19 protein-coding genes are annotated in these 20821 nt (G+C 68.1%); 18 read left to right on the top strand and 1 reads right to left on the bottom strand.

The window, feature by feature from the left end; translation table 11 throughout:
- The 17 genes from EA796_RS20385 to EA796_RS20305 all read left to right on the top strand — a co-directional run.
- A partial coding sequence (locus EA796_RS20385) for an acyl-CoA dehydrogenase C-terminal domain-containing protein (protein WP_178082582.1) occupies nt 1–258 on the top strand: 258 nt, incomplete at its 5' end.
- Between the two features lie 508 nt (nt 259–766).
- Complete coding sequence (locus EA796_RS20380) at nt 767–2416, top strand: fatty acid--CoA ligase (protein ID WP_122109922.1); 1650 nt, start codon at nt 767–769, stop codon at nt 2414–2416.
- Between the two features lie 206 nt (nt 2417–2622).
- The gene (gene ppk2, locus EA796_RS20375) at nt 2623–3444 is read left to right on the top strand and encodes a polyphosphate kinase 2 (RefSeq protein ID WP_122109921.1); all 822 of its coding nucleotides are present in this window, start codon (nt 2623–2625) and stop codon (nt 3442–3444) included.
- Nucleotides 3445–3584: 140 nt separating this feature from the next.
- The gene (locus tag EA796_RS20370) at nt 3585–4901 is read left to right on the top strand and encodes a DUF3300 domain-containing protein (RefSeq protein WP_256679234.1); all 1317 of its coding nucleotides are present in this window, start codon (nt 3585–3587) and stop codon (nt 4899–4901) included.
- Between the two features lie 14 nt (nt 4902–4915).
- Nucleotides 4916–5818 carry a DUF2950 domain-containing protein gene (locus EA796_RS20365; protein ID WP_122109920.1) on the top strand — a complete coding sequence of 301 codons (903 nt, stop codon included), beginning with the start codon at nt 4916–4918 and terminating at the stop codon, nt 5816–5818.
- Between the two features lie 165 nt (nt 5819–5983).
- Entirely contained in the window at nt 5984–6964 is a 981-nt protein-coding gene (locus tag EA796_RS20360) for a quinone oxidoreductase (protein WP_122109919.1), read from the top strand.
- Between the two features lie 11 nt (nt 6965–6975).
- Nucleotides 6976–7824 carry a TauD/TfdA family dioxygenase gene (locus tag EA796_RS20355; RefSeq protein WP_122109918.1) on the top strand — a complete coding sequence of 283 codons (849 nt, stop codon included), beginning with the start codon at nt 6976–6978 and terminating at the stop codon, nt 7822–7824.
- Between the two features lie 67 nt (nt 7825–7891).
- Entirely contained in the window at nt 7892–8944 is a 1053-nt protein-coding gene (locus tag EA796_RS20350) for a 3-keto-5-aminohexanoate cleavage protein (RefSeq protein WP_122109917.1), read from the top strand.
- 273 nt (nt 8945–9217) lie between these two features.
- A complete protein-coding gene (locus EA796_RS20345; protein ID WP_122109916.1) occupies nt 9218–10546 on the top strand; it encodes an MFS transporter in 1329 nt (442 codons plus the stop codon).
- Entirely contained in the window at nt 10543–11202 is a 660-nt protein-coding gene (locus EA796_RS20340) for a DsbA family oxidoreductase (RefSeq protein WP_122109915.1), read from the top strand. The genes EA796_RS20345 and EA796_RS20340 overlap by 4 nt, the downstream gene beginning before the upstream one ends.
- Nucleotides 11199–11525 (top strand): Rieske 2Fe-2S domain-containing protein, encoded by a 327-nt coding sequence (locus EA796_RS20335; RefSeq protein ID WP_122109914.1) that lies wholly within the window; start codon nt 11199–11201, stop codon nt 11523–11525. The genes EA796_RS20340 and EA796_RS20335 overlap by 4 nt, the downstream gene beginning before the upstream one ends.
- Nucleotides 11522–12532, top strand: a complete 1011-nt coding sequence (locus tag EA796_RS20330) for a YeiH family protein (protein WP_122109913.1) — start codon at nt 11522–11524, stop codon at nt 12530–12532. Before EA796_RS20335 ends, EA796_RS20330 begins: the two co-directional genes overlap by 4 nt.
- Nucleotides 12533–12566: 34 nt before the next feature.
- Nucleotides 12567–14423: an alpha/beta fold hydrolase gene (locus EA796_RS20325; protein ID WP_122109912.1), complete on the top strand. Its 1857-nt coding sequence runs from the start codon at nt 12567–12569 to the stop codon at nt 14421–14423.
- A gap of 25 nt (nt 14424–14448) precedes the next feature.
- Nucleotides 14449–15159: a CoA transferase subunit A gene (locus tag EA796_RS20320; RefSeq protein WP_122109911.1), complete on the top strand. Its 711-nt coding sequence runs from the start codon at nt 14449–14451 to the stop codon at nt 15157–15159.
- 2 nt (nt 15160–15161) lie between these two features.
- The gene (locus EA796_RS20315; RefSeq protein ID WP_122109910.1) at nt 15162–15794 is read left to right on the top strand and encodes a CoA transferase subunit B; all 633 of its coding nucleotides are present in this window, start codon (nt 15162–15164) and stop codon (nt 15792–15794) included.
- Between the two features lie 358 nt (nt 15795–16152).
- The gene (locus EA796_RS20310; protein WP_122109909.1) at nt 16153–16902 is read left to right on the top strand and encodes a hypothetical protein; all 750 of its coding nucleotides are present in this window, start codon (nt 16153–16155) and stop codon (nt 16900–16902) included.
- A 39-nt stretch (nt 16903–16941) separates the two neighbouring features.
- Nucleotides 16942–17787 carry an SDR family oxidoreductase gene (locus EA796_RS20305; protein WP_122109908.1) on the top strand — a complete coding sequence of 282 codons (846 nt, stop codon included), beginning with the start codon at nt 16942–16944 and terminating at the stop codon, nt 17785–17787.
- Nucleotides 17788–17804: 17 nt separating this feature from the next.
- On the opposite strand, the gene EA796_RS20300 is transcribed toward EA796_RS20305, so the two are convergent.
- Nucleotides 17805–18827 (bottom strand): AraC family transcriptional regulator, encoded by a 1023-nt coding sequence (locus EA796_RS20300; protein ID WP_122109907.1) that lies wholly within the window; start codon nt 18825–18827, stop codon nt 17805–17807.
- Nucleotides 18828–19114: 287 nt separating this feature from the next.
- Here EA796_RS20300 and EA796_RS20295 point away from each other — a divergent pair, with 287 nt between their 5' ends.
- Nucleotides 19115–20680, top strand: a complete 1566-nt coding sequence (locus EA796_RS20295; RefSeq protein ID WP_122109906.1) for a PAS domain-containing methyl-accepting chemotaxis protein — start codon at nt 19115–19117, stop codon at nt 20678–20680.
- Nucleotides 20681–20821 lie beyond the last annotated feature (141 nt).

Raw genomic sequence — 20821 nt, 5'->3', positions numbered from 1 at the left:
GCCAAGGGCAACCCCAACGAGATCGGCGCGGCGTCGGTGGAGTACCTGCAGGTGTTCGGCTATACCGCCTACGCCTACATGTGGGCGTTGATGGCGCGTGCTGCGCTGGGCAAGGAGGCGCAGGACGCGTTCTACGCCAGCAAGCTGGGCACCGCGCGCTTCTACTTCGCCCGCCTGCTGCCGCGCATCCACTCGCTGAGCGCCTCGGTCAAGGCCGGTAGCGAGTCGTTGTACCTGCTGGACGCCGCGCAGTTCTAAGAACCTATCCACGATCTGCTGCGCGTCGGCCTTACTGCGTTAAAAACAGGCTCGGAATGCTCATGTACAAAAGTACACTCCGCTTCCTCGCCTGTTTTTGCCTTGTAGTGCTCTAGCTCGCGAGATCGTGCACAGGTTCTACGCTCGAGCAACTCCCGCAAGCCCCGGCCCCAGTGCCGGGGCTTTTCGTTTGGACCCCTGGTGCGCGCGGCGCACCCTACGCGGGACGTTGGTAGGGTGGATGGCGCTTCATCCATCCACCAGGGCGTGATCGCATCGTTGTGGTGGATGAAAAGAGCGTCATCCCCCCTACGAACTGCGCATGTCCGCTAGCGAGCAGCGCTGTCAGCAAATGTAAAGCGCATGACGTGGTAGGCGAAGCGGTAGCGGGCGGGGCTCTCTACTGTAGGCCCGAGAGGGGGCGCCGCCGCGTGCGCGAGAGCCCATGAGGCGCACCCCTGCCTGCAGCGATGCAAACATTCAGAACGGTCACGTTGGGAAAACAAACATGGCGACGACAAAAAGAATTGCCCCGGCAGAGGGCGCCTACGACTACCCCTTGCTGATCAAGCGCCTGCTGCTGTCCGGGGTGCGCTACCAGCCGGACCAGGAGATCGTCTACGCCGACAGGCTGCGCTACAGCTATCGCACCCTAAACGAGCGCATCCAGCGCCTGGCCAACGCCCTGACCGCCGCCGGGGTCAAGGCCGGCGACACCGTGGCCCTGCTGGACTGGGACAGCCACCGCGCGCTGGAATGCTTCTTCGCCGTGCCGATGCTCGGCGCCGTGCTGCATACGGTGAATATCCGCCTGTCGCCGGAGCAGGTCGCCTACACCATGAACCACGCCGAGGACGATATCGTCCTGGTGCATGACGATTTCCTGCCGCTGATGGAGCAGGTGCAGGGCGAGCTGAGAACCGTCAGGGGTTACGTGCAGCTGACCGACAGCAGCGCCAAACCGACCCGGCTGCCGTCGCTGGGCGAATACGAGACCCTGCTGGCCGGCGCCGCCAGCCACTTCGATTTCCCCGATTTCGACGAGCGCTCGGTGGCCACCCTGTTCTACACCACCGGCACCACTGGCAACCCCAAGGGCGTGTACTTCAGCCACCGTCAGCTGGTGCTGCACACCATGAACGAGCTGGGCACCTTCGCCGGCTGGGACGGCCAGCCGCTGCTGCGCTCGGGGGACGTGTACATGCCGATCACCCCGATGTTCCACGTGCATGCCTGGGGCGTGCCCTACGTGGCCACGGCCATGGGGCTCAAGCAGGTGTATCCGGGCCGCTACGAGCCCAACAGCCTGGTGCGCCTGTTCCGCGAGGAGGGGGTGAGCTTCTCCCACTGCGTGCCGACCATCCTGCAGATGATGCTGGAGTGCGAGGAGGGCAGGCGCACCGATTTTACCGGCTGGAAGATGCTGCTCGGCGGCAGCGCCCTGACCCTCGGCCTGGCGCGTCAAGCCAGCGAGCGGGGCATGCGCGTGCACTGCGGCTACGGCATGTCCGAGACCTGCCCGCTGCTGACCCTGACCCACCTGCGCACCGAAGACCTGGCCCTGCCGATGGACGAACAGATCCCCGAGCGGATCAAGACCGGCGTGCCGATCCCCCTGGTCGACCTGCGCATCGTCGACGCCAACGGCCAGGACGTGGCCCATGATGGAGTGGCCCTGGGCGAGATCGTGGTGCGCGCGCCCTGGCTGACCCAGGGCTACCTGCATGAGCCACAGAAGGGCGCCGAGCTGTGGCAGGGCGGCTGGCTGCACACCGGCGACATGGCTTCGATCGACGCCCGCGGCGTGGTGGAGATCAAGGACCGCATCAAGGATGTGATCAAGACCGGCGGCGAATGGATCAGCTCGCTGGACCTGGAGAACCTGATCAGCCAGCACGAAGCGGTGGCCTCGGTGGCCGTGGTCGGTATCCCAGATGCGCAGTGGGGCGAGCGGCCGCTGGCCCTGGTGGTCTGTGCGCCGGGCGCGAGCCTCGACCAGGCGGCAATCGAAGTGCACCTGCAGCAGTTCGTCGACAGCGGGCAGATCAACAAGTGGGCGATCCCGCGGCAGATCCGTTTCGTCGCCGACATCCCCAAGACCAGCGTCGGCAAGATCAACAAGAAGCTGATCCGCGAACAGGAACTGGCGGGGGCCTGAGCGGCGCCGGGCGCGCCGGGGTGGCGGCCGTGCAAGCGGCAGCAAGGCTGCTAGCCTGATGCTGGTAGGCAGCGTTCAGGGGCGCAGGGCGGCAGCCGCCATGGCGTCGCGCGCCGCGCAAGCCTGCACACCAGGGTGCCACCCATCACGGGTGGCATCGGTCGTTCAGTGCCGCATCCCCCAACGCACCGACGAGGTCTCGAACCATGGGCAAGAAGAAGGACAAGGACAAGGAGCAAACCTCTGCCACCGAACCGCTGCGTCGCAAGGACTACGAGCAAGAGCTCAAGGCCCTGCACGTGGAGCTGGTCAAGTTGCAGCAGTGGGTGGTCGCCAATGGTCTGAAGGTCTGCATCGTCTTCGAGGGGCGCGACGGCGCCGGCAAGGGCGGCACCATCAAGGCCATCACCGAGCGGGTCAGCCCAAGGGTGTTTCGCGTGGTGGCCTTGCCGGCTCCGACCGAGCGGGAAAAGAGCCAGATGTATGCCCAGCGCTACCTGCAGCACCTGCCCGCCGCGGGCGAGGTGGTGATCTTCGATCGTAGCTGGTACAACCGCGCCGGCGTCGAGCGGGTGATGGGCTTCTGCAGCGAGGAGCAGGCGCACAAGTTCCTCACCGTGGTGCCCTTGTTCGAGAAGATGATGGTCGAGTCCGGCATCATCCTGATCAAGTATTGGCTGGAGGTGAGTGCCGAGGAGCAGCAGCGACGCCTGAAGGAGCGCATCAACGATGGGCGCAAGATCTGGAAGCTGTCGCCCATGGATCTCAAGTCCTTCAGCCGCTGGGACGACTACACCCGCGCCCGCGACGAGATGTTCGCCGCCTCGGACACCTCCTGGGCCCCCTGGTACATGGCCCGTTCCGAGGACAAGCGGCGGGTGCGGCTGAACATCATCAGCCATCTGCTCAAGCAGGTGCCCTACGAGGACATCACCCGGGAGCAGAAGATCGAACTGCCCAAGCGCGGCAGGATCGGCCGTTACAAGGGGGCGCATTACCCCTTCCGCATGGTCGAGGAGCGTTTCTGAGGCGGCGATGCGGCGGTTGTCCATGCCGCGACGCAACAGGCGCGGCGGATGGACGCCACGCCATGGCAAATGCCCAGCGCCGGCCTATGCTTGCTGAACTCCGTCGCCAGCGCACGCGCCTGCGTGCAAGGGGATGCGTCATGTTGCAGATACTGCCTCTCCTGCTGGTCCTCGGTGGCCTTGCCGGGCCGCCGCTACTGGCGGCCGAGGAGCCGGCGGCGGCGACTGCGGAGCAGGTGTTCGGCACTGAGGAACTCGACCAGATGCTGGCGCCGCTGGCGCTCTATCCCGATGCCCTGCTGGCCCAGGTGCTGATGGCGGCCACCTATCCCGGCGACGTCGCCGATGCGGTGGCCTGGTCCAAGGCCAATCCGCAAGCCAGTGGCGACGATGCCGTGCGCCAGGTCGCCGAGCAGCCCTGGGACCCCAGCGTGCAGTCGCTGGTCGCCTTCCCGGCGGTGCTGGTCACCCTCGGCCAGGACCCGGCCTGGGTGCAGCGCGTCGGCGATGCCTTCCTGGCCCAGCCAGATGCGGTGATGGACTCGGTGCAGCGCCTGCGCCGCCAGGCCCAGGCCGCCGGCAACCTGCAGAGCAACGAGCAGCAGCAGGTCAGCGTGCAGCCCAGCGCGAGCGGCTCGACCGCGCAACCGGTGAGCAGCCAGCAGACCATCATCATCGAGTCGGCCGACCCGCAGGTGGTTTATGTGCCGAGCTACAACCCCAGCGTGGTCTACGGCACCTGGCCCTATCCCAGCTATCCGCCGGCGTACTACCCGCCACCGCCGGGCTACTACTTCGGCAGCGCGCTGGCCACCGGATTGGCCTTCGCCGCCGGGGTGGCGATCATCGACTCGCTGTGGGGCGACTGCGACTGGGGACACGGCGATATCGACATCGACGTGAACCGCTACAACAACATCAACCGCAACCGCCAGATCAATGCCGGCGACAACACCTGGCAGCACAACGCGCTCAATCGCGACGGCGTGCCTTACCGCGACCGCGCCAGCCGCGAGCAGTACGGCCAGCGCCTGAGCGGCAGCGAGCAGCGCCAGGAGCTGCGCGGCCGCGACCCGGCGCGCAGTGCAGAGCGCGAGCGCGCCCGGCAGAGCCTGGAACAACGCGGTTTCGACAGCCCGGCCAGCAGCAACCGCCAGGCCCGCGAGCGGGCGCAGACGGCCGACCGCGACCTGCGCAATCAGCCTGTGCGCCAGAACGATCAACTGCGCAGCAATGCGCAGACCCGGCAGCAGGCCCGCCAGCAGTATTCCGCGGGCCAGGGCGCCCGCAACAATGCCTTCGCCGGCGCCCGCTCGCCCAGCCAGGCGCGCAACTACAGCGAACGCGGCCAGCTCAGCCGCGCCGCCGCCAGTCGTCCGCAGGCGGCGCGCGCCGCCGGGCACGCCGTCAGTCGTCCCGCCATTTCCGCGTCTCGCGGCGGCGCCCGGCGGCGCTGACAGGGAGTCCAGCCATGACCAACGCCGTTCTTCGCGTCTTCCTGCTGGTGCTGCTGGCGCTGCCGTTGCAGGGCTTGCAGGCGCAGCAGAGCTTTCCCAGCCCCAATGCTGCGGTGGATGCCCTGATCCTCGCCCTGGGCAACCAGCGCGCCGACGCCGCGCGCATGGCGGCCCTGCTCGGCGAGCAGTGGCGCAGCTACATTCCGCTCGAAGGCATCGAGCGCGAGGATGTCGACGCCTTCCTCGCCCTGTACCGGGAACATCACGAAATTCGTTCGACGGCCCCCGACCAGGCGGTGTTGGTCGTGGGCCAGGAGGCCTGGGAGTTTCCCTTGCCACTGATGCGCGACGCCTCGGGATGGCGCTTCGATACCCAGGCCGGCGGCGAGACCATCCGCGTGCGTCGCATCGGCCGCAACGAGTTGGCCACCCTGCAGGCGGTGCGCGCCTACCACGACGCGCAGATGGACTACGCCGAGGTCGACCGCGACGGCGACGGCGTACTGGAGTACGCACAGCAGTTCGTCAGCCGCGATGGCCAGCACGACGGCCTGTACTGGGTCGAGCAACCCGGCCTCGAGGAAAGCCCGTTGGGCCCGCTGTTCGGCGACGAACTGCCGGACGGCGACTGGCAGGGCTATCGCTACCGCATCCTCTCCGCCCAGGGGCCTTCGGCGCCGGGCGGCGCCTACGACTACCTGCTGGGCGACAACATGAGCCGCGGCTTTGCCCTGATCGCCTGGCCCAGCGCCTATGGCGACAGCGGCGTGATGAGCTTCATGATCAGTCACGAGGGGCGGGTGTTCGAAAAGGATCTGGGCCCCGACGGCGGCAACCAGGCCCTGGCCATGAGCCGCTTCGATCCCGATAGCAGCTGGCACGAAGTCGACGAGACGGTGCAGGCCGCGCTGCCCTGAGGGGCGGCTGCACAGCCTGGCTGCCGGCGGTTCGTCCCGGCTGCCTTGTCATTAAATGAAAAGCGCCTGTCGTCCGATGAGAAGCACCCGCCAGGCCCTCGCCCTAAAGTCCAATCAACGCAAATCGACGCTGTTCGTCAAGATCGATGATTGGAGAAATCAGGCATGGCCAAAGCCGTACGCTTCTACGAAACCGGTGCTCCCGAAGTCCTTCGTTATGAGGACGTCGAAGTCGGCGAACCCGGCCCAGGCGAGGTTCGCCTGCGCCATGTGGCCGTTGGCCTGAACTACGCCGACACCTACTTCCGCAACGGCACCTACCCGATCCCGCTGCCCAACGGCATGGGCGTGGAGGCGGCCGGCGTGGTGCAGGCGGTGGGCGAGGGCGTGAGCAACGTGGCGGTCGGCGATCGCGTCACCTACACCGGCTTTCTCAACACCCTCGGCGCCTACTCCACCGAGCGCCTGATCCCGGCTGCGCCACTGATCAAGCTGCCCGACACCATCGCCTTCGAGACCGCCGCGGCCATGACCATGCGCGGCCTGACCTCGGCCTACCTGATGCGCCGCATCCATGACTTCAAGGCCGGCGACAGCATCCTGCTGCACGCCGCCGCCGGCGGCGTCGGCCTGATCGTCTCGCAGTGGGCCAAGCTGCTCGGCCTGACCGTGATCGGCACGGTGTCCAGCGAGGCCAAGGCCGAAGTGGCCCGCGCCCACGGCTGCGACCACACCATCAACTACAGCCATGAAGACGTCGCCAGCCGTGTGCGCGAGCTGACCGACGGCGTCGGCGTCAACGTGGTGTTCGACAGCGTCGGCAATAACACCTTCATGGGCTCGCTGGACTCGCTCAAGCGCCGTGGCCTGCTGGTCTGCGTCGGCACCGCCTCCGGGCCGATCGAAGGCTTCAACCCGCAGCTGCTGGCGATGAAGGGCTCGCTGTACATGACCCGCCCGGCCCTGGCCGACTACATCGCCGACCCGGCGGAGAAGGCGGCGCTGACCGGCGAGCTGTTCGACCATGTCGGCAGCGGCCGGATCAAGATCGAGATCAACCAGCACTACGCGCTGCAGGACGCGGTGCAGGCGCACCGCGACCTGGAGTCGCGCAAGACCACCGGCTCGTCGATCTTCGTCATCTGAGGAGGCCCGCCATGCAAGTCGAACAACTGACCTACAACATCGGCGCCGAGCTGATCGGCGTGAATCTGGCCGACGCCATCCACGACGACGGGCTGTTCGCCGAGATCCGCCAGCAGTTGCTCAGGCATCGCGTGCTGTTCCTGCGCAAGCAGGAGTTCAGCCGCGCCGAGCACGTGGCCTTCGCCCGCCGTTTCGGCGAGCTGGAAGACCACCCGGTGGCCGGCAGCGACCCGGAGCACCCGGGCCTGGTGCAGATCTACAAGCGCCCGGATCAGCCGATGGACCGCTACGAGAACGCCTGGCACACCGACGCCACCTGGCGCGAGGCGCCGCCGCTGGGTTGCGTGCTGCGCTGCATCGAGTGCCCGCCGGTGGGCGGCGACACCATGTGGGCCAATATGGTGGTGGCCTACGCCAATCTGCCGGACGACGTCAAAGCCAGGCTCGAGGGCCTGCGCGCGCGCCACAGCATCGAGGCCAGCTTCGGCGCGGCGATGCCGATCGACAAGCGCCTGGCGCTCAAGGCGCAGTACCCGGATGCCGAGCACCCGGTGGTGCGCACCCATCCGGAAACCGGCGAGAAGGTGCTGTTCGTCAACGCCTTCACCACCCACTTCAGCAACTACCACACCCCGGATCGGGTGCGTTTCGGCCAGGACGCCAACCCCGGCGCCAGCGACCTGCTGCGCTACCTGATCAGCCAGGCGTACATCCCCGAATACCAGGTGCGCTGGCGCTGGCAGCCCAACAGCGTGGCGATCTGGGACAACCGCAGTACCCAGCACTACGCGGTCATGGACTACCCGCCCTGCCATCGCAAGATGGAGCGAGCCGGGATCATCGGCGACAAGACCTACTAACCCTTTCGCCCGTTCCGTTCCTACCGTTGCGGGGCGGGCTACTTTGACAAGACCAAGCGAGGATCCCATGCAATTCTTCGACGATTCGCTGCACCCGGAAAACATGGAAAAGGTGGTGATCACCGTCGCCCCCTACGGCCCCGAGTGGATGCCGGCGGACTTCCCGGAAGACATCCCGGTGACCATGGACGAGCAGATCCAGAAGGCGGTCGATTGCTATGAGGCCGGCGCCACCGTGCTCCACCTGCACGTGCGCGAGCTGGACGGCAGCGGCTCCAAGCGCCTGTCCAAGTTCAACGAGCTGATCAAGGGGGTGCGCGAGGCCGTGCCGGACATGATCATCCAGGTCGGCGGCTCGATCTCCTTCGCCCCGGAAGGCGAAGGCGAGGCGGCCAAGTGGCTGTCCGACGACACCCGCCACATGCTCGCCGAACTGACGCCCAAGCCCGATCAGGTCACCGTGGCGATCAACACCACCCAGATGAACATCATGGAGCTGCTCTATCCGGAGTACCTGGAAGGCACCTCCCTGGCCAACCCGGCGTTCCAGGCCGCCTACAGCGAGATGACCGTGCCGGCCGGCCCGGCCTGGGTCGCCGAGCACCTCAAGCGCCTGACCGCCAACGGCATCCAGCCGCACTTCCAGCTGACCGGCATCCACGCCCTGGAAACCCTCGAGCGCATGGTGCGCAAGGGCCTGTACATGGGCCCGCTGAACCTCACCTGGATTGGCATCGGCGGCGGCTTCGACGGCCCCAACCCGTTCAACTTCTTCAACTTCATCCACCGCGCGCCGGACGGCTGTACCCTCACCGCCGAGTCGCTGCTGAAGAACGTCCTGCCGTTCAACGCCATGGCCCTGGCCATGGGCCTGCACCCGCGTTGCGGCATCGAGGACACCATAGTCGACCAGCATGGCAAGCGCTTCACCTCGGTGCAGCAGATCCAGCAGACGGTGCGCGTGGCCCACGAGCTGGGCCGCGAGATCGCCAGCGGCAAGGAAGCGCGCGAGATCTACCGCATCGGCGTGCAGTACGACAGCGTCGAGCAAACCCTGCTGGCCAACGGCATGGCGCCGAACCGCAAGGCGGGCCAGAAGGGCGTGCCGCAACGCGGTTGATCGACCGAGTCAGTCCCCCTGTTTTGGTCAGGTCCAGGGGGGAGGGCGATGCCGGCTCGCCGGCAGCACCCGTAGCGAACACGCCAGCCGGCTGGCTGGCGTGTTCGGCTGATCCCGAGGCTTTTGCGATAAAGCTCTTGCCCGGTTGGTAGTCGCGTCCGTCGCCACGTTGGCGGATGCGACGCCGGCCCTCCGCCCCCACAAGAGGCGGGTGAGGAGCTTTTTCCCAGAGGCTTTTACCCTAAAACAATAACGACAGTTCGAGGAGGCAGCATGGCTGCGCATCATATCGGCGATGACATCGAGGATAGCTCCCAGGGGATAGCGCGCCGCTATGCCTGGATCGTCTTCGCCCTGACCTTCGGCCTGCTGATTTCCGACTACATGTCGCGGCAGGTGCTCAATGCCGTGTTCCCCAGCCTCAAGGCCGAGTGGGCGCTGAGCGACACCCAGCTGGGCCTGCTCAGCGGCATAGTCGCCTTGATGGTCGGCCTGCTGACCTTCCCGCTGTCGCTGCTCGCCGACCGCTTCGGGCGGATCAAGAGCCTGACCCTGATGGCGGTGGTCTGGAGCCTGGCGACCCTGGGCTGCGCACTGGCGCAGAACTACGAGCAGATGTTCTGGGCCCGCTTTCTGGTCGGCGTCGGCGAGGCCGCCTATGGCAGCGTCGGCATCGCCGTGGTGGTCTCGGTGTTTCCCCGTGAGATGCGCGCCACCCTGTCCGGCGCCTTCATCTCCGGCGGCATGTTCGGCTCGGTGCTGGGCATGGCCCTGGGCGGCGTGATGGCGCAGCACTTCGGCTGGCGCTGGGCGTTCGCCGGCATGGCGTTCTTCGGCCTGGCGCTGGCGCTGCTCTATCCGATCGTGGTGCGCGAGTCGCGCATCGCCCCGCAGCGCGTGGCCAAGGCAGCCGGCGCGGCGGCGCTGAAGGTCGGCCGGCCGCTGCGCACCCTGTATTCCAGCCGTTCGGTACTCTGCGCCTATGTCGCCAGCGGCCTGCAGCTGTTCGTCGGCGGCACCGTGATCGTGTGGATGCCCAGCTACCTCAACCGCTTCTACGGCATGAGCACCGACAAGGCCGGCGCCGTGGCCGCCATCATCGTGCTGTGCAGCGGCGTCGGCATGATTCTCTGCGGCATGCTCAGCGACCGCATGAGCCGCCATGGCCCCGAACGCAAGATCAGCCTGTGCATGGCCTACTGCCTGGGCAGCTGCCTGCTGTTGTCGCTGGCCTTCGCCCTGCCGTTCGGCACCGCCCAGCTGGCGCTGATTGGCCTGGGCATGGTGATCGCCGCCGGCACCTCGGGCCCGGCCGGCGCCATGGTCGCCAACCTGACCCACCACAAGGTGCACGGCACCGCGTTCGCCACCCTGACCCTGGCCAACAACCTGCTCGGCCTGGCCACCGGCCCGCTGCTGACCGGCAAGGTCTCCGATCTGATCGGCCTGGACAATGCCTTCCAGCTGGTGCCGCTGGTGAGCATCGCCGCCGCCGCGGTGTTCCTCCTGGCGGGGCGCAGCTACCTGGCCGACATGGCGCGACTGAAAGGCGAGGGCGTCGAGGAGAAAGCCGTCGAGGCGGCGCTGGAGGCCCAGGCATGAGCGCCGTATTGCAGGTCGAGGTGTTCTTCGACTTCATCTGCCCCTGGTGCCTGATCGGCAAGCGTCAGCTGGAAAGGGCCCTGCTGCAGCTGCAGCACGAGCGGCCCGGTGTGCGGGTGGAGCAGCAGTGGCATGGCGTGCAACTGTTGCCGCATCTGCCGGCCGAGGGCGTGCCCTTTGCCGCCTTCTACCTGGAACGCCTGGGCAGTGCTGAGGCGGTGAGCCTGCGCCAGGCCCAGGTGCAGCGCGCCGCCAGCGTCGCGGGGCTGGATCTCGACCTGAGCCGCATCGCGCAGATGCCCAATACCGCCGACGCCCATCGTCTGCTGGCCTGCACCGCCGCGCTGGGCCAGCCGGCCCAGCGCGATGCCCTGCTGGAGCGCCTGTTTGCCGCCTATTTCCAGCATGGCGAGAACCTCGGCGATGGCGCCACCCTGCTGGCCATCGCCCAGGCCTGCGGTTTCGACACCGCCCAGCTGGCGCCGGTACTGCGCGGCAACGGCCAGCCGTACTTCGCGCCCGGGGCGAGCGCGGCCCAGGGCGTACCCCATTTCGTCTTCAACAAGCGCCTGGACGTATCCGGGGCGCAGTCGGCCAACGCCTTGCTGCTGGCCATGCGCCGGGCCCTTGACGAGCCCGAGGAGCGCCGGGCATGAGCCGGCGTATCAGCGTCGCCCTGGCGCAGGTGGCCGCCCCCGGGGCGCGCCTGCTGCTCGAAGGCGAGGGCTACAGCCTGGCGCTGTTCAACGTCGAGGGGCAGTTTTACGCCATCGGCGACAGCTGCCCGCACCAGGGCTCGTCGCTGTGCGGCGGCAAGCTGCAGGGCCGAGTGATCCAGTGCGGCGCCCATGGTCTGCGCTTCGACCTGGCCAGCGGCTACCTGCTCAATTCCACCCAGCTGAAAGTGCCCACCTACCCGGTAGAGGTGGAGGGCGAGCAGTTGCACATCCTTGTTTCGCCGCAGGAGTCGGCCCCATGACCACCATTACTCTGGTCCAGTTCAACGACCGCGTGCGCGAACTGGCGCCGGGCATCAGCGTCAGCCTGGTGGCCGCCGCTGCCGCCACCTTCCTCTCCGAGCACTACGGCGCACCGGTGATGCTGTTCGCCCTGCTGCTGGGGCTGTCGCTGAACTTCCTCGCCAGCGAGGGCAAGTGCAAGGCCGGCATCGAGTTCACCGCGCGCACCGTGCTGCGCCTAGGCGTGTGCCTGTTGGGCATGCGCATCACCCTGGAGCAGATCGCCGGCCTCGGCTGGAAGCCGCTGGCGCTGGTGGTGGTGCTGGTGGTGCTGACCATCTCGCTGTCGGTGCTGGCGGCCAAGGCGCTGGGCTTCCAGCGCCTGTTCGGCATGCTCACCGGCGGCGCCACCGCCATCTGCGGCGCCTCGGCGGCGCTGGCGCTGGCCGCGGCGCTGCCCAACCACCCGCAGAAGGAACGCGCCACCCTGTTCACTGTGATCGGCGTGTCGGCGCTGTCGACCCTGGCGATGATCCTCTACCCGATGATCGCCAACTGGTTTGCGCTGTCGCCGGAGCTCGCCGGGGTGTTCCTCGGCGCCACCATCCACGACGTGGCCCAGGTGGTCGGCGCCGGCTACAGCATGTCGGCGGAAACCGGCGACACCGCCACCGTGGTCAAGCTGATGCGCGTGGCCATGCTGCTGCCGGTGATAGTGGTGGCCGCCATGATCACCCGCATGCAGGGCGCCGAGACCGGCGGCCAGCGCCCGCCGCTGCTGCCCTGGTTCGCCGTCGGCTTCCTGATCCTGGCCTGCATCAACAGCACCGGCTGGGTGCCGAGCCTGGTGCAGGGCGGTATCAACGAGCTGTCGCGCTGGTGCCTGGTGGTGTCCATCGCCGCCCTCGGCATGAAGACCCAGCTCAAGGAGCTGGCCACCGTCGGGATCAAGCCGATCCTGCTGATGATCGGCGAAACCGCCTTCCTCGCCGCGCTGGTCCTGGTGCTGTTGCACTGGGGCTGGTGATGCGCCTTCCGAGCCTGCCTAGCCGAGACTTGTCATGAAGCAAAACCCCGAATCCCCCACGCCGGAGCAGTCCGCCGTGCCGGCCGGCGCCGCCCTGCGCAAGCCGCGCAGCAGCCGGAGCAAGGCGCCGAGCGCCAGCAAGCCGACCGCCAAGAAGGTGGTGCGCAAGGTCGCCAAGCCGACCGCCAAGTCGATAGTGCTGGAGACGGCCGCCGAACTGGCCGAGGCCGCGGAGAAGCACACCCTGGCGGTGACCCCGCTGATCGGCGTGCGCCCGCGCGATGTGCTCGGCGCCGCCGGCTCGCTGCTCAAGGCGGTGGCGCGCACCCCGTTCAAGGCCGGCATGCACGGCGGCAACTACCTGCGCGAGCTGTACCGCATCGCCAGCGGCGCGTCCGCGCTGGCACCGGCGCCCAAGGACAAGCGCTTCGCCGATCCGGCCTGGCACAGCAACCCCTTCCTGCGCGCCCTGGTGCAGAGCTACCTGGCCGGCGAGCGCGAGCTCAATGGCTTTATCGAATCTTCGGACCTGCAGGGCGCCGACAAGGGCCGCGCACGTTTCGTCGCCTCCCTGCTGGTCGATGCCCTGGCGCCGAGCAACCTGCTGCTGACCAACCCCGCGGCGCTGCGCAGGGTGGTCGACACCGGCGGCGCCAGCCTGCTGCAGGGCGGCCGCCAGCTGGCCCGCGACCTGTTGCACAACCGCGGCCTGCCGTCGCAGGTCGACAGCACGCCGTTCAAGCTGGGCGAGAACCTCGCCACGGCCAAGGGCGAGGTGGTGTTTCGCAACAAGATGTTCGAGCTGCTGCAGTTCGCCCCCACCACGCCGAGCGTGTTCAGCCGCCCGCTGGTGATGTCGCCGCCGCAGATCAACAAGTACTACGCCGTCGACCTGTCGCCGGAAAAAAGCCTGATCAAGTGGATCCAGGACAGCGGCGTGCAGCTGTTCGTCATCAGCTGGCGCAACCCCACGGCCAAGCAGCGCGACTGGGGCCTGTCCGACTACGTGCAGTGCCTGGACCAGGCGGTGGACGTGGCGCGGCAGATCACCGGCAGCCCGGACGTCAACATGTGGGGCTCCTGCTCCGGCGGCATCACCCTGGCCGCCTACCTGGGCTGGCTGGCGGCCCAGGGCGAGGGCGCCAAGGTGGCCAACACCAACTGGGCGGTATGCGTGCTGGACATGCCTGCGGTAATGGACGACACCGGCATCGGTATGATTGCCACCCCGACCGCGCTGGCCGCGGCCAAGGCGGGCTCGCGGCGCAAGGGCGTGCTCAGCGGCCAGGAAATGGCGCGCATGTTCGCCTGGCTGCGGCCCAACGACCTGATCTGGAACTACTGGGTCAACAACTACCTGCTCGGCAACAAGCCGCCGGCCTTCGACATCCTGGCCTGGAACAGCGACACCACGCGCCTGCCGGCGCAGCTGCACGCCGACTACCTGGACCTGATCGAGCAGAACCCCTTCAGCAACCCGAACCGGCTGCGCATCGCCGGCCTGCCGATCGACCTGACCCAGGTGCAGGTCGGCGCCTATGTGGTCGGCGGCACCACCGACCACATCACCCCCTGGCAGGGCTGCTACGGCACCGCGCGGCTGTTCGGCGAAGGCAGCACCTTCGTCCTGTCCAATGCCGGCCACCTGCAGAGCCTGGTCAACCCGCCGGGCAATCCCAAGGCCTATTTTCATGCCGCTCCGGCGGCCCAGCCCGAGGCCGAGGACTGGCTCGAGGCCGCCGGCGAGCGCCAGCAAGGCAGCTGGTGGCCGCACTGGCGGCAGTGGATCGGCCAGCGCTCCGGCGCCAGCCGCAGCGCGCCGAAAACGCTCGGCTCGAAGAAATACCCGGCGCTGTGCGCCGCGCCCGGTACCTATGTGCTGGAGCGCTAGGTTCAGATCAATCCCGAGGTCATCCATGAACAAGATTTATCCCGATGCCCATGCCGCACTGGCCGATATCGTCCACGACGGCATCACCATCGCCTCTGGCGGCTTCGGCCTGTGCGGCATCCCCGAGGCGCTGATCGCGGCGCTGGGCGAGACCGGCAAGACCGGCTTCACCATCATCAGCAACAACTGCGGGGTCGACGACTTCGGCCTCGGCCCGCTGCTCTACAGCCGCCAGATCAAGAAGATGGTTTCCTCCTACGTCGGCGGCAACAAGGAGTTCGAGCGCCAGTACCTGGCCGGCGAGCTCACGCTGGAGTTCACCCCCCAGGGCAGCCTGGCCGAGAAGCTGCGCGCCGGCGGCGCCGGCATCCCGGCCTTCTTCACTCGCACCGGCTACGGCACGCTGATCGCCGAGGGCAAGGAAACCCGCCAGTTCGACGGCGACTGGTACGTGATGGAGCGCTCCCTGACCGCCGATGTGGCGCTGATCAAGGGCGCGGTGGCCGACAGGGCCGGCAACCTGATGTTCAACAAGACCGCGCGCAACTTCAATCCGCTGTGCGCCAAGGCCGGCCGGGTGTGCGTGGCCGAGGTCGAGGCAATCGTCGAGGTCGGCGAACTGGGCCCCGACGAGATCCACCTGCCGGGCATCTTCGTGCAGCGCCTGGTGCTCAACCCCAACCCGGAAAAACGCATCGAAGTCCGCACGCTTTCTAAAGCGGCAGGGGGGAACTGATCATGGCCTGGACCCGCGAAGAAATGGCGCAACGCGCCGCCGCCGAGCTGCAGGACGGCTTCTACGTCAACCTCGGCATCGGCCTGCCGACCCTGGTGGCCAACTACATCCCCGACGGTATGGAGGTCTGGCTGCAGAGCGAGAACGGCCTGCTCGGCATCGGCCCCTTCCCCGGTGAGGAGGAGATCGATGCCGACCTGATCAACGCCGGCAAGCAGACCATCACCACGCTGCCCGGCAGCAGCTTCTTCGACAGCGCCGAGAGCTTCGCCATGATCCGTGGCGGCCACATCAACCTGGCCCTGCTCGGCGCCATGCAGGTGGCCGAGAACGGCGACCTGGCCAACTGGATGATCCCCGGCAAGATGGTCAAGGGCATGGGCGGTGCCATGGACCTGGTGGCCGGCGTGAAGCGCGTGGTGGTGATCATGGAGCACTGCGCCAAGGGCGGCGCGCACAAGATCCTCGAACGCTGCGACCTGCCGCTGACCGGCGTCGGCGTGGTCGACCGGATCATCACCGACCTGGCCGTGCTGGACATCACCGCTGCCGGCCTCGAGCTGGTGGAGATGGCCCCCGGGGTGGACTTCGACCAACTGCAGGCGGCCACCGGCTGCGCGATCCGGCGCCAGTAACCGCCACGCCCTGTGCTTTCAGGTCAGGGCGTGACCCGCTTCGGCGTGACGCTCCGGAGCGTTTGCGGCGACTGCGCACGCAGCTCGCCGCCTTTTAATCCTGTGTGGCGGCGCTTGCTTGCCGTTTGGCAAGGCGAGTGCGTCCACCATCGCCGGGCTGCGCTGTTCAGCGCACCGGGCACCAAAGAGCTGGTCAATCCGGGGGGCACCGCCCTGGATGCTTCGCGGCGGCTGGGGTAGCAGTCGTCCGCTTTTTTATTCCACCTCCGCGGCGGCTGCGCCTGCCGCCGCGGACGCGCCTGTCGCTGGCAGGTGCAGAACCGCTTAGCCCGATAACAATTAGAACGAGGTTAGGACCATGCGCAGAGTCATCCGGCTTTCCCTGCTGCCCTTGTTGTGTGCCCCGCTATTGGCCGCCGGCCAGCCCCAACCGTTGAACGAGCTGAGCGCGCGCGGCCAACTGCTCTGCGCCAGCGCCCTGCTGTACTTCAATCCGGCCGAGCGGGCACCGGATCCGCGCAGCCTGACGGCCGTCTACCACCACCTGCACAGCCTGCAGATTCAGGTTCTGCAGCTGGGCCAGCCGCCCGAGCTGGCCGCGCCGCTGGCGGCCATGCAACGCAGCTTCGCCACGCTCGACGCCTTGCCGCGCCGGAAGCGCCAGGCCTATCCGCAGCTGCTGGCCCAGCTGCTTAGCCAGCAGCGCGCGCTGCAACAGGCGGCCGCCGGGGTCGTCGCGCCGGCCTCGGTCGCTGTCGAGGCGCCGACGTCGGTGCAGTTGCTGGGGCAGCAGAGCCTGGATCTGGCCAGCCTGCTGCTCGATTACCAGATACGTCATTACCCCTGGCCGTCGGGCATGCCCATAACTTTCCCGCAGGTGTCGCCGCAGGCGCTCGACCAGGTGCTCGAAGCGCGTTTCGCGCAGCTGCGCCTGCTTTTGCCCGAGCATGCCGCGGCGCTGGCCAAGATCCGCAGCAGCTACCAGTTCGTCCGCCCGTTGCTGCAGGCGTCGGAGACAGGCGGGCAGGGCGGGGCGGAGTTCTACCTCAGCCGCGCCGTGCTCGATCTCGACGAGCTGGCCGCGAGCCTGCGCCAGCCGGCGCCCTGAACCGATATTTCCCACCCCCCACTGCAAGGAGTCAACGGCATGCAGCCCTTCGTTCTCATCACCGGCGTTTCCTCCGGCATCGGCCTGGCTTGTGCCCGTCTGTTGCTCGATCAGGGTTACCGGGTCATAGGCACGCTGCGTCGTCAGGACGAGGCCGCACGGCTGCGCGAGCAGCTGGGCGAGGCCTTCCATCCGCTGCTGCTGGACGTCACCGATCAGGCGGCGCTGCCGGACGCGGTGCGCCAGGTCGAGGCCTGGGTCGGCGGGCAGGGGCTGGCGGCGCTGATCAACAACGCCGGTATCGCCTCGCCCACCGGCCCGCTGCTGTTGCAGCCGCTGGCGGAGATGCGGGCCATGTTCGAGGTCAACCTGTTTGGCCTGATCGGCGTGACCCAGGCCTTCGCGCCCCTGCTCGGCGCGGGGCCCGATCGCGCCGGCCGTGGTCGGCTGATCAATATCGGCTCGGTGTCCGGGCGCCTGACCACGCCGCTGGCTGGCTGCTACGCGGCGAGCAAGCATGCGCTGGAGGCGGTCAGCGACGCCTTGCGGGTGGAGCTGGGCATCTACGGCATCGAGGTGGTGCTGATCGAGCCGGGGCCGATCCGTACCGCGATCTGGGGCAAGGTCAAGGCCGATCCGCGCTACGCCGGCACGGATTATCAGGTGGCAGTGCAGGCGCTGCTGGAGCGGGTGGAACGCAGCGCGCGACAGGGCGCCGCGGTGGAGCGCGTCAGCCTGGCGGTGCTGCGGGCGATCCGCGCGAGCAGGCCGAAGCCGCGCTATCCCCTGCATCCGATGTGGCACCTGGCCGCCTGGTTGCCGACCCGCTGGCGTGACCGCCTGCTGGCAGGGCGTGGCGCGTTGCCGCGGCGCAGCAGCCTTTGAACAGGCTCTGAGGGGCTTCAGCTGCCTTTGCGCGAGCCCACCTGGTGCTGCTCGCGCCAGGTCGCCGGCGGCATGCCGAACTGCGAGATGAACCAGCGGGTGAAGGAGCTGGGCAGCGAGTAGCCGAGCATGTCGGCGATGCGCGCCAGCGAATAGCCGGGGTTCTCCATATAGCGGATCACCAGTTCGCGGCGCACGCTGTTGATCAGCTCGCTGAAGGTGGTGCCGCCGTCCTCCTCCAGGCGCCGCTGCAGGGTGCGCACGTTCATGCCCTGGGCCTGGGCGATCTGTTCGATGGTGGCGCGGCCCATGGGCAGCAACAGGTAGATGGCCTTGCGCACGTCCAGGGTCAGCGAGTGTTCGCTGGAGCCCTGCAGCGAGTCCAGGTAGCGCTGGGCGTGGCGGGCCATGGCGGCATTGGCCAGCGGGTTGGCGGTATCCAGGTTGGTCGAGGGGCAGACGATGCCGTTGAATTCGCTGCCGAACTCCAGGGGGCAGGCGAACATGCGCCGGTGCACGGAGAGATCCGCCGGGGCCTCGTGGCTGAAGTTGACGCTGATCGGGTGCCAGTGCGCGCCGAGCAGGGCGGCGCAGAAGCGGTACATCACGCCGATGGCCAGTTCGATGGCCTGGCGACTGTGGCTGGGGTATTCGCTGACCACTTCCTCACGAATCAGCACCGTCTTGCCGGCTTCCTCGATATAGATCGCCAGCGAGTCGTTCATCAGGTGGCGGTACTGCACGATCACCTGCAGCGCATCGCGCAGGCTGTGCTGGTGGCTGAGCAGCAGGCTGACCTCGCCGAAGTCGGAGAGCTGACGCAGCTCGGCCATGCGCAGGCCGAGGGTTTCGCAGCCGCTTTCGCGGGCGGAATCTTCCATCAGGCGGATGGCCGCCTCGACCGGTATGCGCTGGTCGGGGTCGTTGAGCATGGCCTGCGTCAGGCCCGCCTGGGCCATCAGCACGCGGGTATTGAGGCCGTACTGGCGCGCCACTTCCAGGTAGTTGGTCAACACGGCGGCACGGGCTTGGGCGGTCATGCAGGGGCTCGCTCTCGGGGCGGCTCGGGCTGGCCGCTGGGCTTGGACATGCCTCTAGCTTATAAAACGTTAGTCATGAAATGAAAAGTGCCTGGCAGCCAAAGCGAAGCCGGTGCGGGGGGCGAGCTCCTACTATCCTGGCCGGTCTGCCGGGCATTCGCGCCCGGCACCGCCGCCCCGAGACTGGCGCTTGCGGCACTGCTCCCGTCGCGCTGGCCCGCGCTGGTCGCGGCGCAGTTGCAGCTGTCCGCACAGCCGGTGCGGCACAACCACGCGTAGGAGCAACCATGCGAGTCAACATGCCGCTCAGTGGCCGCGAATGTACCTATCCGGCCGACCAACGTCTGATTTCCACCACCGACCTCAGGGGGCTGATCACCTCCTGCAACGACGAGTTCGTCGCCGTCAGTGGCTTCAGCCGCGAGCAACTGATCGGCAGCCCGCACAATCTGGTGCGCCATCCGGAGATGCCGGCGCAGGTCTTCGCGCAGATGTGGGAGTACCTCGAGGCCGGCAAGAGCTGGATGGGCATCGTCAAGAACCGCTGCAGCAACGGCGACCACTACTGGGTCAACACCTATGTCACGCCGATCCTCGAGCAGGGCCGGGTGGTGGGCTACGAGTCGGTGCGGGTCAAGCCGGACGCCGACCAGGTGCGCCGCGCCAGCGCGCTGTATGCACGCCTGAACCAGGGCCGCGCGGCGGTCTCGCTGGGCGAGCGCCTCGGCGTGGCGGCGCGCTTCATGCTGCTGCCACTGCTCGGTGCGGGACTGGGGCCCTGGCTGTTCGCCCTTGGCCAGGCCGGCCTGGGCATGGCGCTGGTGATTCTGCTGTCGCTGGCGCAGACCCTGGCCACCCTGCGCTTCGTCAAGCGCGCCCTGCGCCGGGTCGCCCTGGCGGCGCCCAAGGCCTTCGACAATGAGCTGGTGGCGCGCACCTACACCGACGACACCGGCGCGGTGTCGCGGCTGCAGCTGGCGCTGATCAGCGAGGGCGCGCGCATCCGTACCGCGCTCGGCCTGCTCGGCGACCAAGCCACCCGCACCGCCCGCCAGGCTTCGCAGAACGGCCAGCTGGTGCAGCAGGCCGAGCGGGCGTTGCAGGCGCAGCGGGTCGAGGCCGACATGGCCGCCACCGCCATGCAGCAGATGGCCGCCTCGATCAACCAGGTCGCCGTGCACGTGCAGCAAACCGCCGTCGAGGCGCGCCAGGTCAATCGGCTGTCGCAAGGCGGCAGCAGCCAGGCCCGGCAGAGTCGCGCGGTGGTGGAGAAGCTGGCGCATACGGTGGACGGCATCAGTGCCTCGGTGGCCGGGCTGGCCGGCGAGGCGCAGTCGATCCAGCAGGCGGCCAAGATGATTCGCAGCATCGCCGAGCAGACCAATCTGCTGGCCCTCAACGCGGCCATCGAGGCGGCCCGCGCCGGTGAGCAGGGCCGCGGCTTTGCCGTGGTGGCCGACGAGGTGCGGGCACTGGCGTCGAAGACCCAGGAGTCCACCGAGGCGATCCAGGGCATCATCGCCAGCCTGCAGCAGGTGGCGGCCCAGGCGGTGCAGATCGCCCGCCAGGGCAGCGAGGAAGCGCGGGCCGGGGTGGCCTGGGTGAGCGAGACCGAACAGGCGCTGGACGCCATCACCACCGCCGTCGAGCGCATCCACCAGATGGCCGAGCAGATGGCCGCCGCCGCCGAGCAGCAGAATCTGGTGGCCGAGGACGTTTCCCGGCAGATCAGCAATATCTCCACGGCCGCCGAGCAGAATGCCGAGGTCACCGCGCGCTCCGCGCACCTGGGCGGCGAGCTGGAGGCCACCGCGCACGCCCTGCATGCCCTGGTCGCGCGTTTCGATACCTGAGCGGCCACCGCCGGCATGACCCTGCCCGGCAATCTGAAACCCCTTCGTGAGGCTGGCGCGCGTCCGGCCCAGCTGCGCGGCGCCGTTGCCGGCCCGGAACGATCGCCGGGAAAGGGCTTTTCGGGAGGCTGTGCGGTGGCG

Origin of the sequence: Pseudomonas sp. AOB-7 (genome assembly GCF_003696305.1) — a bacterium.
In the GTDB taxonomy this organism is placed as follows: domain Bacteria; phylum Pseudomonadota; class Gammaproteobacteria; order Pseudomonadales; family Pseudomonadaceae; genus Aquipseudomonas.
The sequence above is the reverse complement of the archived record's forward strand: the minus strand, read 5'-3'. Positions and strand labels throughout refer to the sequence as shown.